The sequence below is a fragment of the Actinokineospora sp. UTMC 2448 genome, from assembly GCF_024760565.1.
GTDB lineage: Bacteria > Actinomycetota > Actinomycetes > Mycobacteriales > Pseudonocardiaceae > Actinokineospora > Actinokineospora fastidiosa.
The window spans coordinates 2,596,191-2,611,760 of sequence record NZ_CP031087.1; the positions used below are offsets into that span (position 1 = coordinate 2,596,191).

Below are 15,570 nucleotides of genomic sequence, written 5' to 3' on the forward strand. Positions count from 1 at the left end.
CTCGGTGTCGGGAAAGAGCGTTATCCACCCGAAATGCCGGTAATCGGGAACTACTCCGATCGGAGGACGGTGCACTGGTCGTGGATGAGCAACCAGCGGCTGTCCTGCCGGGTGAACGTCAGGCCCATGACGAACCGGGACGGCTCCGCGCCCGGGTGGTCGACGTAGGTCACCTCGACCACGCGCACCGCGGAGACCGCCGTGGTGACGCTGTGCCTGGTGACCGTCCGGTAGGTCCACGCGGTCTCGGCGAACCACTCCGCGTGGAAGGCCGCGACCTCGGCGGCCCCGGTCATGACCCGCCCGCTGGGGACGACCACCGTGACGTCCGGGTGCAGGGTCGCCGAGTACGCGGCGAGATCGCGCTCGACGATCGCGGTCAGATGCGCCTCGATGGCCGCCTGCGGGTCGGATTCGGCGCCCACCGCCACGTCCCTTCGATTTTTCGACGAATTCGCGCCCGGGGTCGGGCGTGCGGACGCTACCCGCCATTTCGCCCGTTATCAACGCGACGATCGGGCCAGTTTTCGCCGGATTTCGCCGCGACCGCTGGGAACCGCCGCCGAACGGACGTGGCCATTAGGCCGGTTCGCCGAACCCCCTTCCCATCCCGACGCCGGTGGCTACGATGCCCCGACACGGATGGGCAGAGGATTCTGGAGCGTTCATGACCGTCGAGCAGTCCGGCTTGCGGACACATCGGACCTTCGTCGTCCTGACGGTGGCGGCGTTCGCCGCCGCGGCGGCGGTCTACTTCGGCTTCCCCCACGAGAAGGAGATCCCCAACGTCTGGGTGCTCCTGGTCAAGCTCCTCCCGTTCGTGCTCGCCGTCGAGGCGATCGCGGCGATGAACCTGAGCGCGGCCGTGCGCAGGGGCATCGCGCTGGCCGCGGTCCCGGTGTGCTTCCTGGTGTACTTCACCTACTTCGTGCCGAAGATCTTCTTCGGCGAGGGCGTCTACTACCTGGTCCTCATGCTGACGCCGTTCCTGATCCTGGCCTTCGTGCTGGCCTTCCGCCTCGGCGGCGGCTCGGGCGGGACGGCGCGGCGGCTCGGCTACGCCTGCATCCTGCTGCAGCTGTCCGGCCTGGAGGACCTGGCGTACCTGACGATCAACCCGCACACCGACCCGAAGTGGACGCCGATCCCGGAGGTGTGGTCGTGGGCCGACCACATGACCGTCCGGGTCGGACACGAGCTGACCAAGAACGAGGCGTTCGTCTTCATCGGCGTGCACGTCGTCCTGGCGGTCCTGGTGCTGACGCTGCCGGACCGGTTCTGGCGCAGGCTGGTCGGGCGGCGCGCCCCGGCCGCGCCCGAGCGCGCCGAGCCGGAGCCGGTCAAGGCGGGCGGCTGACCCCCGCCGTGCGGCCGTGACCGCGCGCTCGACCCTCGGCGGCGCCCTGCGGGTCATCGCGGGGCGCGGCACCGCGCGGGCGTGCATCTCGCTGTCCGCGGTCGTGCTGCTCCCGGCGTGGGGCGCCGAGCGGTTCGGCCAGTACGTCGCCGCCACCGGGACCTTCGTGTTCCTGGTGTTCCTGGTGATGGGCGCGGAGAAGACGCTGCTCACCTCGGTCCCGAGGACGACGCGGCTGGCGCACCAGTCGACCCGCGCGCTGCTGGCGCGCGCCGCCGCTCCCGTCGCGGTGTGCGTCGCGGTCGCCGCCGCCCTTGCCCCGGTCGGCGGTCAACCGGCTCTCTACGGCCTGGGCGCGGTCTACCTGTCCGGCCAGGGTCTGCTGTCCGCGCTGGCCTCGACGCACCGCCTGCTCGGGCACCCGGCCCGCGACGGCTTGGCGTTCACCGTTCTGGCAGGCCATGTCCTCCTCGCCACGGCCTTGGCGGTCGCGGGGTATCTGGAGCCGTACGCCTATCTGCTCGTGCTGGTGGCCGGGGTGCTCGCGGTGTGCGGGGTGCTCGCCGCGCTGGTGCCCGCCGTCCGGGTCCGCCCGGCGCGGCCGAGGGCCGGTCTGGGCCGGTTGCTCACCCGCAGGGCCCTGCTCGCCTCGGTGACCGACGTGGCCGACTCCGCGTCCATCTCGGTGACCTATGTGGCGCTCGCCGCGCTGGTCGCCCCGGCCGAGGTGGCGATGGTCTACCTGGCGCTGCTGGCCTCCGCGACGCTCGGCGGGCTCGCGCTGCTGGTGCTGCGGATCGCGCAGCCCGCCACGTCCCTGCGCCTGCGCGGCACGGCGGGCCGCACCGGCCGGGCCCGGGCCCGCAGGATCAGCGGGGCGGCCGTCGCGGTCACGGCGGTCGCGCTCGGCGTCGTCCTGGGCGTCGCGGCGCTGGCGTGGGCGGACGGTGGTGTCGCCGCGGTGCGCGCGCTCGGCGCGGACCCGTTCGTCCTGGCCGGGGTGACGCTGGTGGAGATGACGGTGTTCTGCGCCGTGGTCTACGCGGTGTACCTGCTGGAGAACACGACGGGGGCGGCGTTGCGGACCACCGGGTCGGCCGCGGTCGCCGGGCTCGCCGCGACGACGGTGACGGCGGTGGCCTTGGTGCCCGTGCTCGGCGCGGTCGGGGCGATGACAGCGCTGGTGGTCGGCCTGGCGGCCAAGGCGGCGTGGCTGCGCGCCCGGCTGCGCGGCCCCGCGCCCGTGGCCGCGCCGGTGCCGGTCTGAGGCTCAGGCCAGCAGGGCGGCGTACTGCTCGGTCGCGGTGGCCCCCACGGACGACTTCAACCGGCCCTTCCCCTTGCCCAGCACCAGCGTGGCGCGGCGGTTGGCGGTCGCCCACTCGATGAGGCGGGTGATGTGCAGGAAGTACAGGTCCCGCACGCCGCCGTCGTCGACCGGGACCATCGCCCAGGTCCGCCACACCGGGGTTTTGGGGTGGTCCAGCGCGATCCCCACGCCGACGAGCCTGCCGGTGTCCGGGTCGGTGTACCGGAACGTCACCGTGTCCGGCTGCGCCGTCAGCTCCTCGATGTAGCCGGTGAGCTGCGGCACCGGGTTGTGCATCGGGCCCTTGTACTTGGCGTTGTTGCCGCGCAGCAGCTCGGTCACCTCCGCCGCCTGGCTGACGGCCTCGCCGGAGGTGACGGTGACCGTGACGCGGTCGGCGAGCTTGCGCCCGATCACCCGGAGGTTGCTGCGGCGCTTCTTGTCCAACCGGCGCAGCCAGTCGTCCACACCGGACATCCCGGCGGTGTCGACCGACCAGATCGGCTCGGTCAGCCGGGACAGCAGGACCCGCCCGCCGAGCGCGGACAGCTCGGCGGGGACGGCCTGGCGCAGCACCGTGGCGAGGCAGCCGGGGCCGAGCCGGGCGCGCATCGCCCGCTGGTACCCGATCAGCGCCCGGGTCCCGCCCGCCATCCACCAGCCGGGCACGGCGCTGCTGCCCGGGCCGCGCACGTGCAGCGCGCCGAACCGCGGCCGCGCGCCGACCGGGAGGAAGCTCGTCCAGCGGCCGGGCAGCCCGACCCAGCCCGCGTTCACGACCCCGACCGGCCCGTCGGCGTCGTGCATGACGGTCACCAGGTGCGGGCACCGGCCGCTCCACGCCTGCGCCCGCAGCACCGGCCACGCCCAGTCCGCGCGCAGTCCGGCGCGGGCCCGCAGCGCGGCCCAGTAGGACGGCTCGGGGTCGGTGCGCGGGTCCAGCACCTCGGCTGTGGGGGTCATCGGCGGCCTACCGAGGGACGGGGAACGGCGACGGTGTGCAGCTCGCGGGCGCGGAACCCCAGGGACGCCTTGACGTCCATGAGCCCTCGGCCGGAGGTCAGCTCGGCGCGTCCGGCCGAGACCAGGTGCCGGACGCAGCGCAGGTAGCAGTCGAAGTACAGGTTGTGCCTGCCGCCCTCGGCTGGCGGGCGCGCGGCCCAGTGCTGCAGCACGGTGCTGGTCGGGTGGTCCAGCAGCGTGTTCGCCGCGAGCAGCGTGCCGTCGGCGTCGCGGTAGGTCAGCAGGCGCACGTCCGGCCTGCGCAGGAACTCGGCCAGGAACACCCCGGCCACCTCGGTCCTCGGGTCCGTGCGCGGGCGGCCGAGGCGGGCGCGGTGGCTGTTGATCAGCGCGGCGACCTCGTGCGGGTCGGCGTCCGTGCGGCCCCAGCCCTCCCGGACCTCCAGGGTGGGGTCGCGGTCGATCTTGCGGGCGTAGCGCCGGATGCTGGTGCGCCGCTCCTTGCTCAGCCCGGCGAGCCAGCCGTCCTCGGTCGGCCACTCGTTCGGCAGGACCGAGGTGGGGTCGTTCCGCCAGGTTCGGCGCAGCGGACCGGTCATCGAGGACACCATGTCGCGGTAGACGGCCCGGTACGCGATCCCCAGCAGGCCGGGGCCGACGTGGCGCAGCACGGCCCGCTCGAACTCCCGGACGGCTGCCCGTCTGCCCTCGCCGGTCAGGTCGGGGTCGAACACCACGGCCGGGTAGCCGGAGAGCCAGGGCGTGTAGACCTCCGCCCACCGGGGACGCAGGCGGGCCGTCCGCCGGGTGGGGGCGTCGGCGTACCGCGCCCGGCGCGGGCGGCAGATGAGGGCGGTGGCCGCCGCGGCGATGCGGTCGCCGTCGCGGATGACGCCGAGCACGGCCGGGTTGCGCGACATCCACGCCTCCAGGCGCATCAGCCCGTAGTCCCAGACCGCGTGCAGCTCGCGCCGGGCGGTGAAGTCGGCCCAGCCATCGGGCTCGGGGTCCGCGCGCGGGTCGTGGATGGCGGCGGTGAGGGTCATGGCTCGACCACCGGGGTGCCGTGCCTCGGGCACCAGCCCGGACGGCCGTGCCCGGCGAGGACGTCCACCAGGCGCGGCGACCGCTGGCGCAGCAGGGTGTACGCCGGGCCCGCCGGGGTGGCGCGCAGGTAGACCCGGGGGTGGTCGATGTGCCAGCGCCCGCACCCGCCCAGCCCGCCGAGCACGCCGAGCAGCGGGTGGGCGATCAGCGCGTGCGGCCCGACCGGGGCGGTCAGGTCGTCGGGGCCCCGCACGGGCACGCGGGTGACCAGGTGCGCCAGCGTCTCCGGCAGCGCGGCGGCGAGCTGGTCGAGGTCCTTGTCCCCGCCGACGGCGACGACCCGCCCGCCGCGCCGCAGGTGGTCGGCCACGTCGTCCAGCACGCCCGCGTAGGGACCGGCCAGTCCGGACGGGTCGAGGACGCACGACCGGACCCCGGCCGGGAGGTCCACCGGCGGCCTGGGCGTGCCCGGGTCGACCACGGCGACCAGCGTCCCGGCCGTGACGGCCAGGTGCTCGGCGAGGACGGGCCCGAGCCCCCGCAGCGGGTCGATCTCGGTGGGACCGCCCGCGAGCGGAACCAGGTCGCCCACCCGCCCGGCGAGCGCCGCCGCCCGGACCGCGCCGCCGTCCACCCCGGTCCGCCCCGGAACCACCTCCGGCTCGGTGCGCCCGCTCAGCGCCCATAGCTCGCGGTAGAAGGGGACAGTGGCGAACGACGACCGCACCACCCGCAGGTAGCCGCGCCGCCACCGCATCGCCATGACCCGATTCCACACGCGGCGGAGTGTGCCACCCGCGTCCGCCGGAGGTCACTGCCTCCGCTGCCGAAAGGGCCACTCGGCGTAACGTGCTGCGCCCGCCGGGGGATCGGCCTCCTCGCCTGCGGGGTGGCCCGCCCAGGCCACCCCGCAGGGGTCCTAGGAGGACATCACCACCAGGTGGCCGTGCATCCGCCCTTCGCGGACGCGTTGCCCTCGCAGAGCTTGAAGTCGATCGACGTGCTCGCGTCCACGGTCACGTACGCGGCCGTGCCGCGCGGGACCCCGGCGGGCGGGATGTAGCGGACGCCCGCCGGGGTGCGGGCGGCCAGCACCGACGAGTAGAACGGGCTGCCGGAGTTGGTCACGATCTTGGCCTTGGCGGTCCACCGCCCGTCCGGGAGCTGGTACTTGGTGACGTACGCCGTCGCCCCGCTGCGCGCGGTCCTGACCTCCCTGGTGCCCGTGTAGACCGGCGCCCCTGGTCCGCTCGCGGTGAGGAACTGGCTGTTGGCGACGTTCCAGTGGCCCGCGAGGTAGGTGCCCGCGGCGGGCGCGGTGCTGAAGTAGTCGTCGTTGTTGCAGTCGATGATGTCCCCGAACGCCTTCGGGCACTCCTCCTTCAGCCCGCCCGGCGGGAGGCCGCCGTCGTCGTAGCACATGATGTCCTGGTCGTCCCAGCAGTGCCCGCCGGTGGTGGCGTGCGGGGCGCTGCCCTGGACCGCGCCCAGGCTGTGCAGCAGCTCGTGCGCGGCGACGTTCCACGCCCAGCAGCCCTCGTCGAGGGTGGCCCAGCCGGGACCGGAGTTCAGCGGGTTGTCCGAGCCGGGGCGGTCGTCGCCGCCTGGCTCGTTCCAGCCGAGGCCGCAGGCGTGCGTCCCCTGGTAGAACACCAGGTACTTGCGGTCGGTGCGGTTGTGCCCCAGCCGTTTGAGCGCCTCGGCCACCTTCACCCCGTCGTTGATCTCCGACGCCGGGACGGTCGCGTTGACCACCGTCGGACGGCAGTTCGCGTGGTGGGCGAAGCGGACGTGGCGCACGCCGCCGGTGCGCTGCGCGGCCTCCAGCACCGCGCCGTCGATCTGGTCGGCCCACGCCTGGATCCTCGGCTGCATCTCGGCGAACCGGTCGGTGTCGCCTGCCGCCCTGGCGTAGACCAATTGCACCCGCTTGCCGCTGACCCCGTCCCCCGAGCAGATCGCGGTGTTCGCCGCGATGCCGTCGGGCGCCTGCGCCGCCGCGGCGGCGGGCACGAGGGTGGACAGGCCGAGCACCAGGCAGAACGCCGTGCTCGCGCTTCGGAATCTCACACGTCTCCCCTTCCATGCTGCGATCGTGGTGATCCTGCCGATGGCGCGCACAGATGCCGCACAGGTCGTTGGACAGCCCTGTGCGGCCGTGCCACGATCGAGGGGGAGGCGTTCGATTGGCTGGGGACGGCGGGGTGCGGTTCCGGGTGTTGGGGCCGGTCGAGATCCAGCACGGCGAGCAGGTCGTGACGGTGGCCGGTCCCCGGCAGCGGGCCGTGCTCGCCGCGCTGGTCGTCCACGCCGGAGCGGCGGTCACCGTGGCGCGGCTGGTCGACGCGGTCTGGGACGTCCCGCCGTCGGCGCCGGAGTCCAACGTCCGGACCTACGTCGCCGGGCTGCGCAGGCGGCTGCTGGCCATCGGCGTCGACCGGCTGGACAGCGGCCCCGGCGGGTACCGGCTGCGGATCTCGCAGGCGGAGTCCGATGTCGGCGAGTTCGCCGCGCTCGGCCAAGCGGCGGCAACGGCGCTGCGCGAAGGGGAGTACACCGACGCGCTCGCGCTGGCGCTGCGCGCATCGGCGCTGTGGCGGGGCGATCCGCTCAGCGGCGCCGTCGTGGGACAGTCGCTGCAGGCCGAGATCGGCCGGTGGCAGGACATGCGGCTGGCGGTCGCCGAGACCGCCGCGCACGCGCGGATCCGGCTGGGGGACGCCGAGACCGCGGTCGCCGACCTGCGCGGGCTCGTCGCGGAGTTCCCGCTGCGCGAGGAGCTGTGGCTGTGGCTCATCCGGGCGCTGCACCGGTCCGGGCGGCAGGCCGACGCCCTGGCCGCCTACGCCGACGTGCGCCGCCTGCTGGACGAGGAGCTCGGCGTCGAGCCCGGGCCCGCGCTGCGCCAGGTCCACCGCGACGTGCTCGCGGCGGCGGAACCGCAGGGCGCGGCCGACTGCGAGGCGGGCGCGTGGCGGCAGCTGCCCATGGACATCGCGGAATTCACCGGCCGCGAGGCGCAGTTGCGCGCGCTGGCCGACGCGGTCGACGCCGAAGGGCGGCGGACGCCGGTCATCGCGGTCATCGAGGGAATGGGCGGGGTCGGGAAGACCCGCCTGGCCGTGCATTTCGCGCACCTTGTCAGCGACCGGTTCGACGAGGTGCAGCTGTGGTCGGACCTGCACGGGTTCGGCGGCGACCAGCCGCCCGCCGATCCCGCCGCCGTGCTGGCGAACTTCCTGCGGCTGCTGGGCGTCCCCGGCGATCAGGTGCCGCACGACCTGCAGTCCCGTGCCGTGCTCTACCGCGATCGGCTGGCGGGCAGGCGCGCGGTGGTCCTGCTGGACAACGCCGCGACCGAGGAGCAGGTCCGCCCGCTGCTGCCGGGCACGCCCGAATCGCTCGTGCTGGTCACCACGCGGCGCAGCTTCACCAAACTCGACGGAGCCCGCAGCGTCCACTTGGATGTGTTGACCGCCGAGGAATCGCGGACCGTGCTGTCGCTGGTGGTCGACGACGGCCGGATCGACAGCGACCCGGACGCCGCGGCCCGCATCGCCGCGCTCTGCGGGCACCTGCCGCTCGCCGTCACGCTCGTGGCCCGGCGGCTGCGGCGCAGGCCCCGGTGGTCGGCGGGCACGCTGGTCGACCGGCTCGAACGCAGCCGCGCCCGCCTGGACGACCTCTTCGGCGACCCGCCGCCGCTGCGCACCGCCTTCGACCTGTCCTACCGGACGCTGTCGCCCGCACAGCAGGGGATGTTCCGGATGGCGGGCCTGCACCCCGGCGAGGAGTTCACCGCGCAGAGCGCGGCCGCGCTGTGCGGCGTCACCGTCCGCGAGGCCGAGGAACTGCTCGAAGGCCTGCTCGACGAGCACCTGCTCCAGCAGACGACCGCCGAGCGCTACCGCTTCCACGACCTGATCGGTGACTACGCCCGCGCCCGGGGCGATGCCGATGAGCAGGCCGCCGACCGGGAAGCGGCTCGGCGGCGGGTGCTGGTCTGGTACCTCCACGCCGCGGAGGCCGCGCGGACCGTCCTCGACCCCCACCGCATACGCCTCATGGAGCTGCCCGCGCTCCCCGGCGACTGCGCCGTCCCGTGGTTCGCCGACCACGCGCAGGCCCTGCGGTGGTTCGAGGCCGAGCGGGCGACGCTGCTCGCCGCGGTCCGGGCTGCGCACGACCACGGGCCGCCCGAGGTGGCCTGGCAGCTGCCGTGGGTGCTGCTCAGCTTCTACTACCGCCGCAGCCATTGGGACGACTGGGTCGCCGCCTACCGGCTCGGCCTGGCGGCGGCCCGGGCGGCGGGCGCGCGCCGCGAGGAGGGGATCATGTTCCGGGGGCTGGGCGTGGCCTACAGCGACCTGCGCCGGTTCGCGGCCTCGGTGGACTGCCATCAGCGCGCCCAGGAGGCCCTCGTCGAGGTGGGCGACCTGCACGGCCAGGCGTGGAACCTCAACAGCCTCGGCGTGGTGCACGTCGACCTCGGCAGGCTGCCCGAGGCGGCCGACTGCTTCCGGCGGGCGCTCCCGCTGTTCCGGCGGACCGGGGACCCCCAGGGCGAGGGCTTCTGCCTGAACAACCTGGGCGACACCTGGCGGCGGCTGGGGGAGCACGCCCGCGCCGTCGCCTGCCTCGAGGAGGCGCTGGCCCTGCAGCGCGGCGCCGACGACCGGATCGGCCTGCAGTTCACCCTCGCCACCCTCGGGGACATCCACCGCGACCGGGGCGACTACGCCATGGCCGTGCCGCACTACCGGGAAGCCCTGGCCATCAGCCGCGCGCTCGGCGACCAGCGGAGCCTCGCGCGGACCCTGGCGGGCCTCGCCGACACCCTGACCCGCGCGGGCGAGCCCGCGGCCGCGCTGCCGCACTGGCGCGAGGCGCACGCCATCTTCACCGCGCTCGGCGACCCCCAGGCCCGGGCGATCCACTGCAGGCTCCCGGGCGACTGACGCCTGTGCGCGATCTGTGCGCGGCCGCTGCGAGGGTGGCCAGCGCTCACATCGCCGACCCGGGCAGGGCTGCCCGGAGGGGGAAACCATGAGACGTGTCAGAACAGCGGTCCTGGCGGCCGCGATCACCGTGGGATCGGTGATGACCGGCACGGGCACGGCGACGGCCGCCCATCCCGTGGAGAAGACCTACCGCGCCGACGGCTGGACCGCGGGGCCCGCGAGCCGCGTGTACGGCCGCGGCTTCTACCAGGGCATCGTCAACATGCCCGGCAACACGATGGAGATCGACGCCTGCGACCTGGCCGCCGACGGCATGCGGGTGGTCGTCTGGGTCTACAACTCCTCGCGCAGCTACAAGGTCCAGGACGTCAACGGGGCGGGCAACGCCTGCGAGCGGCTCGACGACGTGCCGCACCTGATCGTCGGCACCATCAAGGTCTGCCGCCAGGACGGCAGCGCGGGCACGCCCCGGGACTGCGGGTACTCGTCGTTCGACTACAGCGCTTACTGGGAGGCGTGATGACAGGCATCGGGTCAGCACGGGACGGACGGCGCTCCGGGCGGTGGTTCGCGCTCGTGGCCGTGTTCGTCGCCTTGGTGGTGGGCGCGTCGATGGTGGTCGCCGCGCCGCCCGCGAGCGCCGCGGAGCCCAGGGGCAACCGGATCAGCCGCGCGGAGATCATCTCCCGGGCGCAGGACTGGTGGCAGCGGCAGATCCCGTACAGCATGACCGGCGCCGCGACGGATGTGCAGGGCGTCAGCTACCGCACGGACTGCTCCGGGTTCATCTCCATGGCCTGGCGGCTGCCGACGAGCCGCACCACCGACACGCTGGACGACGTCTCGACCAAGCTCGGCAGCGTGCGGGACCTGCAACCCGGCGACATCCTGATGTGGGACGGCCCGGGCAACGAGGGGCACGTCGTGCTGTTCCAGAAGTGGGAGGACAAGGCCGCCGGGAAGTTCTGGCTGTACGAGCAGTCGGGGACCGCCAACGACATGCGCCACCGCGTCGCCGACCTCGACGACTATCCGCAGCCGAAGTGGTCGGCGTACAAGTACGGCGACGGCGACGGCGATTTCGACGCGCGTTATGAGTCGTTCACCGAGGTGGACGGCACCGAGTTCACCGACTTCAGCACCTCGTCGACGTACTGCAACACCAGCGATCTGCCGCTGTTCCGGCTCACCGGCTTCCGCAACGTCGAGGCGCGGATCTACTCCTGTGCGCGCTACGAGTCCTCGGACAACACGATCCGGGGGTGGATGGCGGTGAAATGGTGGCCGTACGCCGGAACGGACGACGACAGCACCGACACGGTGGGCACCAAGTTCGACGGCTTCGGCCTGCATCCCCAGCTGCAGGTCGGCACGGTCACCCGGCGCGAGGCCGTCTGCTGGATGGGCGGGGACATCAACGCCGCCGCGTCCGGCCTGCGCGGCTGCTACTTCGCCATGCCCGCCACCAGCGGCGACTGGTCCCTCGACGGCTGGGTGAACTGGGACGAGAACAACGACGGCGAGCCGCCGTTCGGTCCGCGTTACACCTACGGCAGCCCGATCATCAACCGATGACCGAGCGGAGGGGAAGCGTCATGTCGTTCACGCGTCGGCTTGTCCTGCTCGTCGCCGTCCTGCTCACGATGGGCACGACGAGCGCGACCGCTTCCGTCGAGTGGGAGGTGAACTACGCCCTGCCGGGCACTCCGCCGGACTCCGTGTCGTGCACCAGCGACAGCTTCTACGCCGGTGTCGTGTGCTGGGAGGCGCACGGGGACATCGTCTGGGTGTACTCCGGTTACACGCACGTCACTGCCTGGTGGTGGAACTACTATCCGTCCGACAGTGTCCTGCACCGCCAGGGGAAGTGCGTCTCCAACAGGTCCGGTTGGGCGTACTGCAACAAGAACATGCACGAACGGAGCCTGATCGCCCTGCGGGCCTGCGACTCGCCCGACCAGGACGACCGGCTGTGCTCGTCGATCATCCGGCCGCGGGCCTGATCAGGTCGTCGGGAGGATGGTCAGTGTCGTCGGCCCGGTGAGGGTGGTGATGCCCGAGCCCGCGCACTGGACGACGTCCGGTGTCGCCAGCGTGGTGAGTTGCACCGCGCTGCCGGGGGCGAACCGCCCGCTCGTGATCAGCCCGGTGTTGGTGATCACGGCCTGCCCGCCTGCGACGCTGACCGTCCAGTTGTAGGTGAAGGTGCTGGGCGCGGCCGCCGGGTTGCCCCAGTGGTAGGTGCGGGACGCGGCCCCTGCGGTGAGCAGGGTCGTGCAGGAGACCGTGTCGGTGAACGACTGGGTGTAGTGCCCGTTGAACGCCACCAGGTCGGTGCAGAGCGGGAAGACCCCGGTGAGGGTCGCGGACACCAGTTGGGGGGTGTTGGTGATGGGCGGGTCGTAGGTGACGGCCCAGGTGCCGACGCATTCCTGCCCGACCACGGCCTGGGCAGGGCCCGCGCCCGCCACGCTGCCGCTGGCGGCCAGCACGACGGCCAGACACCCGGCCAACGATCGCTTCATGTCGAACCACCCTTCGCGTGACGCCTGCCTGCGACATCGCGCTCACGCGGGGCCTGTTTCCTGATTCGGGACGGGGACACCCGATCGGCCGAGCCGACCACTCGCGCGGGCGACGGCCGTCTGGGCCAGCACGATCCCGGCCAGCATCGCCGCCGAGCCCAGCCACTGCGCGACGGTCAGCCGCTCGCCGAGCACCACGGCGGCCGACGCGGCGCCGACGATGATCTCCAAGGCGGCGATGAGGCTGGCCGAGGTGGCGAGGATGGCGCGCTGGGCGAGCACGCCGAGCAGGATCGCGCCCGCCATGCCGATCAGTCCGGTGTGGAGCGCGAGCAGCCAGACCGGGCCGCCGTGCGTGGTTCCCAGGGCGTGCCAGGGGAAGGGGGCGAACGCGCCCGCGGCGACCAGGGCGACCGCCGCCGAACAGGCGCCCCAGGCCGCCATCACCAGCGGGTCGTGGGTGCGCAGCCCGCGCTCGGCGAGCAGGAACCGCGCGGCGAGGGTCAGCGCGGCCATCAGCCCGAACAGCACGCCCACGATGTCCAGCGCTGCGGCCGTCCACACCTGGGTCACGACCGCGAGACCGGCCAGCAGCACGGCGATGCCTATCCACAGTAGACGGCTGAGGCGCCGCCGCTGCACGAACCGCACCCACAGGGCGACGAGCACGGGGGACAGGTACTCCAACAGCAGCGCCACCCCGACCGGGAGCCGCGTGATGGCGACGGTGTAGACGATCTGGTTGACGGCGATGGTGAGCACCCCGTACACGGCGACGAGCCACCAGTCCGCCCGCCGGACGGCCATCCGGCCGCGCCGCAGGAGCAGGGCGGCGGCCAGGAGCGCGACCGCGCCGATGACGATCCGCGCCTGGATGACGTTGACGGGCGACAACTCGGTCGCCGCGAGCAGCTTGAGCGCGGGCGCGGCGCTGCCCATCGCGACCGCGCCGAGGGCGCCGAGCGCGAGTCCGCGCAGGTAGTGGGGAGGCGCGCTGGTTCGCGGCGAGATCATGCGGGTGGCTTTCGGTGAAGGAATCGAACTCTGGATTCACCGTATCCCGGACGGCGCGGGGCGCGATTGAGAGTTCGGCGGCGTGCGCGCAATAATCTTGCGTGCCCAAGACGCTGGACGACATCGACCACCGCCTGCTCGCCCTGCTCCAGCAGGACAGCGGCCGCACGCTCGCCGCCTTGGGCGACCTCGTGGGCCTGTCGCCGAGCGCGGTGCAGCGGCGCATCGACCGCTACCGCGAGACCGGGCTGCTGCGGCGGGAGATCGCGGTGGTCGCCCCGTCGTCCGCGCTGCTGGCCGTGTGCCTGGTCACCCTGGACCGCGAATCCCCGGAGTCGCACCGGAGCTTCCGCGAGTGGGTCCAAGCCGCGCCCGAGGTCCAGCAGTTCTACAACGTTTCCGGCGATCACGATTACGTCGTCATCCTGGCGACCTCGGATATGGCGCACCACCGGGAAACCGCGGAGCGGGTCATCAAGAACGCCCCCAACCTCCGCCGCTACTCCACGATGTTCGTCTTGGACCCCATCCGCACGACCCTCACCGTGCCGACGCGGTAAGGACCGTGGTCGGGCCTGCCGCGGTCTTGGTAGCGTTGGCCCGGCTCGGTCGCGCATGGACGTGGGGGGTTTGATGACTATGGCTTTCCTCAGCCGATTTCGTCATGCCCTCAACCGGTCCGCCTGATCGCGGGCTGGATCGTCCATCCGACCAGGAGTAGTCCAGTGTCTTCTGTCAGAGATCTGTTTACCGATCGGCTGGTGCTGCGCGCGTGGACCCTCGATGAGGCCGCCGCCGTCGTGGGCGGGGCGCGGTCGCCCGACTGGGCCGAGGACTTCCCCGCCGAGGGCGACCGGGTCATCGCGGGCCTGCTCGCCGACCGTCCGGAGTGGTTGGGGGAGCACGGCCACCGGCTGATCGTCGAGCGGGACGGCGGCCTGGTGATCGGCTCGCTGGGCCTGTTCTGGCCGCCCGCCGACGGCGTTGTCGAGATCGGGTACGGCGTCGTCCCCTCCCGTCGCGGCCGGGGCTATGCCGCCGAGGCCACCCGCGCTCTCACCGAGTTCGCCTTGACAGCACCCGGCGTCCACACGGTGCGCGCCGACGTGGAGCCGTCGAACCCGGCTTCGGTGCGGGTGCTGGAGAAGGCGGGCTTCGAGCTGGACCACGCCGAGCCGGGAATCCTCCGGTACCGCACGGCCCGCCCGTAACGCGACCGGGACCCGCGGTCCCGTCACCTGAGTGATCTCTCAGGACCTCAGCGATGTCTCAGGATCAGTGGGGGAGGCTGGTCCGTGACGGCCGCGAGCACGGCGGCCACCGGACCGGGGGACCCGCAGATGAGCACCGTTGGCGAAGCAGCGCTCGCAGACTCCCGCGCGCCCAGCCGACTGCGCGTCGCGGTGTGCTGGGCGACGATCGTGTCCTGTGTGCCCTATCTCTCGCTGAAGCTGTTGTGGCTGGCCGGATCCTCCTCCGGCGCCGCCACCGCCGCAGGCGCCGCGGAGCTGGGGGACGTGCGGCACACGATCGGCAACGTGGTGACGGTCGGCATGGAGTTGGCCGCCGTGGCGCTGGTCCTGGCCCTGACCTACCCGTGGGGCCACCGCGTCCCGGCCGCCCTGTTGGCCGCCCCGATCTGGGTGGCGGGCGGCCTGCTGGCCCCGATCGTCGTCGGCCTGCCATTGGGCCTGCTGGCCCAGGCATTCACGGGCGGCTCAGCGGCCCCCGCGGGCAACGGCCTGGAGAGCTGGGTCTACGTGCTCGTCTACGGCGGCTTCATCGTGCAGGCCGTGGGCCTGGTGACGGCCTTCGTCGCCCACGCCCGCGCCCGCTGGCCGAACGTGTTCCGGATGCCTGCGGCCGAGCTGCCCGAGCCCACGCCCGCCCGCCGCCGCCTCTCCGTGCTCAGCGCCGGGGCCGCCACCGGTTATGCCGTCATCCTGGCCGTGTGGTCGGTGGCGGCACCTGCCTGGGGCGCACCGGCGGGCCTCGTCACCGTCACCCAGCGCAGCGCCCTGCTCGCCACCGGCCTGCTCGTCCTGGCGGGTGCCGTCGCCGTCCTGTCCCTCTTACACCGGCGAGGACAGCGGCGCGTCACCTGGCCGCTGGTCCTCGCTTGGATCGGGAGCGCGGTCACCGTCACGGCAGGGCCCACCCATCTCGTGCTCAGCAACAACGGCAACGTCAGCATGCCCCAGGTCGTGGTCTCCCTCGCCGCAACCCTCGCAGGCCTGGCCCTCACCGCGTCCGCGTGGCGTGCGTTCCCACGGCGGGCTGCTGTGTAAGCCCGCGTGCGGGAGCTTGCTCGGGGCACCGATCCCCGTGGTGCGACGTGGGCGAGGTCGCGTGACGAAGCCGTTGTGGGACGCGGGTCGTCTTTGCTCGGGGTTG

The 15,570-nt window shown here is 73.2% G+C and carries 16 protein-coding genes; 9 read left to right on the forward strand and 7 right to left on the reverse strand.

Features of this window, described 5'->3' with window-relative positions; translation table 11 throughout:
- Window positions 1–50: 50 nt before the first annotated feature.
- A complete protein-coding gene (locus Actkin_RS12235; protein WP_189212724.1) occupies window positions 51–425 on the reverse strand; it encodes a nuclear transport factor 2 family protein in 375 nt (124 codons plus the stop codon).
- A 242-nt stretch (window positions 426–667) separates the two neighbouring features.
- Between Actkin_RS12235 and Actkin_RS12240 the strand changes: the two genes are divergently transcribed.
- Window positions 668–1,357: a hypothetical protein gene (locus tag Actkin_RS12240; RefSeq protein ID WP_189212725.1), complete on the forward strand. Its 690-nt coding sequence runs from the start codon at window positions 668–670 to the stop codon at window positions 1,355–1,357.
- A gap of 16 nt (window positions 1,358–1,373) precedes the next feature.
- A complete protein-coding gene (locus Actkin_RS12245) occupies window positions 1,374–2,624 on the forward strand; it encodes a hypothetical protein (RefSeq protein WP_258907239.1) in 1,251 nt (416 codons plus the stop codon).
- Window positions 2,625–2,627: 3 nt separating this feature from the next.
- On the opposite strand, the gene Actkin_RS12250 is transcribed toward Actkin_RS12245, so the two are convergent.
- From Actkin_RS12250 to Actkin_RS12265, 4 genes are all read right to left on the reverse strand, one after another.
- Window positions 2,628–3,629: a GNAT family N-acetyltransferase gene (locus Actkin_RS12250; protein ID WP_258907240.1), complete on the reverse strand. Its 1,002-nt coding sequence runs from the start codon at window positions 3,627–3,629 to the stop codon at window positions 2,628–2,630.
- The gene (locus tag Actkin_RS12255; protein ID WP_258907241.1) at window positions 3,626–4,675 is read right to left on the reverse strand and encodes a GNAT family N-acetyltransferase; all 1,050 of its coding nucleotides are present in this window, start codon (window positions 4,673–4,675) and stop codon (window positions 3,626–3,628) included. Before Actkin_RS12255 ends, Actkin_RS12250 begins: the two co-directional genes overlap by 4 nt.
- Window positions 4,672–5,454 (reverse strand): hypothetical protein, encoded by a 783-nt coding sequence (locus tag Actkin_RS12260; RefSeq protein WP_309569130.1) that lies wholly within the window; start codon window positions 5,452–5,454, stop codon window positions 4,672–4,674. The genes Actkin_RS12255 and Actkin_RS12260 overlap by 4 nt, the downstream gene beginning before the upstream one ends.
- Window positions 5,455–5,606: 152 nt before the next feature.
- A complete protein-coding gene (locus Actkin_RS12265) occupies window positions 5,607–6,746 on the reverse strand; it encodes a hypothetical protein (protein ID WP_258907242.1) in 1,140 nt (379 codons plus the stop codon).
- 134 nt (window positions 6,747–6,880) lie between these two features.
- On the opposite strand from Actkin_RS12265, the gene Actkin_RS12270 reads away from it, so the two are divergent.
- The 4 genes from Actkin_RS12270 (at window position 6,881) to Actkin_RS12285 (ending at window position 11,640) form a co-directional block, all read left to right on the forward strand.
- The gene (locus Actkin_RS12270; RefSeq protein WP_258907243.1) at window positions 6,881–9,634 is read left to right on the forward strand and encodes an AfsR/SARP family transcriptional regulator; all 2,754 of its coding nucleotides are present in this window, start codon (window positions 6,881–6,883) and stop codon (window positions 9,632–9,634) included.
- Window positions 9,635–9,722: 88 nt separating this feature from the next.
- Window positions 9,723–10,157, forward strand: coding sequence for a hypothetical protein (locus tag Actkin_RS12275; RefSeq protein ID WP_258907244.1), 435 nt, complete (start codon window positions 9,723–9,725; stop codon window positions 10,155–10,157).
- Window positions 10,157–11,212: an NlpC/P60 family protein gene (locus Actkin_RS12280; RefSeq protein ID WP_258907245.1), complete on the forward strand. Its 1,056-nt coding sequence runs from the start codon at window positions 10,157–10,159 to the stop codon at window positions 11,210–11,212. The genes Actkin_RS12275 and Actkin_RS12280 overlap by 1 nt, the downstream gene beginning before the upstream one ends.
- Before the next feature lie 20 nt (window positions 11,213–11,232).
- Window positions 11,233–11,640 carry a hypothetical protein gene (locus Actkin_RS12285; RefSeq protein ID WP_189212733.1) on the forward strand — a complete coding sequence of 136 codons (408 nt, stop codon included), beginning with the start codon at window positions 11,233–11,235 and terminating at the stop codon, window positions 11,638–11,640.
- Here Actkin_RS12285 and Actkin_RS12290 read toward each other — a convergent pair whose 3' ends face one another.
- Together Actkin_RS12290 and Actkin_RS12295 are read right to left on the reverse strand one after the other, a co-directional pair.
- Window positions 11,641–12,162, reverse strand: coding sequence for a hypothetical protein (locus Actkin_RS12290; RefSeq protein ID WP_258907246.1), 522 nt, complete (start codon window positions 12,160–12,162; stop codon window positions 11,641–11,643). It lies immediately after the preceding gene.
- A gap of 42 nt (window positions 12,163–12,204) precedes the next feature.
- Window positions 12,205–13,176 (reverse strand): DMT family transporter, encoded by a 972-nt coding sequence (locus Actkin_RS12295; protein WP_258907247.1) that lies wholly within the window; start codon window positions 13,174–13,176, stop codon window positions 12,205–12,207.
- 101 nt (window positions 13,177–13,277) lie between these two features.
- Between Actkin_RS12295 and Actkin_RS12300 the strand changes: the two genes are divergently transcribed.
- The 3 genes from Actkin_RS12300 to Actkin_RS12310 all read left to right on the forward strand — a co-directional run bounded on the left by Actkin_RS12300 (window position 13,278) and on the right by Actkin_RS12310 (window position 15,464).
- Complete coding sequence (locus Actkin_RS12300) at window positions 13,278–13,736, forward strand: Lrp/AsnC family transcriptional regulator (RefSeq protein WP_258907248.1); 459 nt, start codon at window positions 13,278–13,280, stop codon at window positions 13,734–13,736.
- 165 nt (window positions 13,737–13,901) lie between these two features.
- Window positions 13,902–14,387, forward strand: a complete 486-nt coding sequence (locus Actkin_RS12305; protein ID WP_258907249.1) for a GNAT family N-acetyltransferase — start codon at window positions 13,902–13,904, stop codon at window positions 14,385–14,387.
- Between the two features lie 129 nt (window positions 14,388–14,516).
- Window positions 14,517–15,464 carry a hypothetical protein gene (locus Actkin_RS12310; protein WP_258907250.1) on the forward strand — a complete coding sequence of 316 codons (948 nt, stop codon included), beginning with the start codon at window positions 14,517–14,519 and terminating at the stop codon, window positions 15,462–15,464.
- Window positions 15,465–15,570 lie beyond the last annotated feature (106 nt).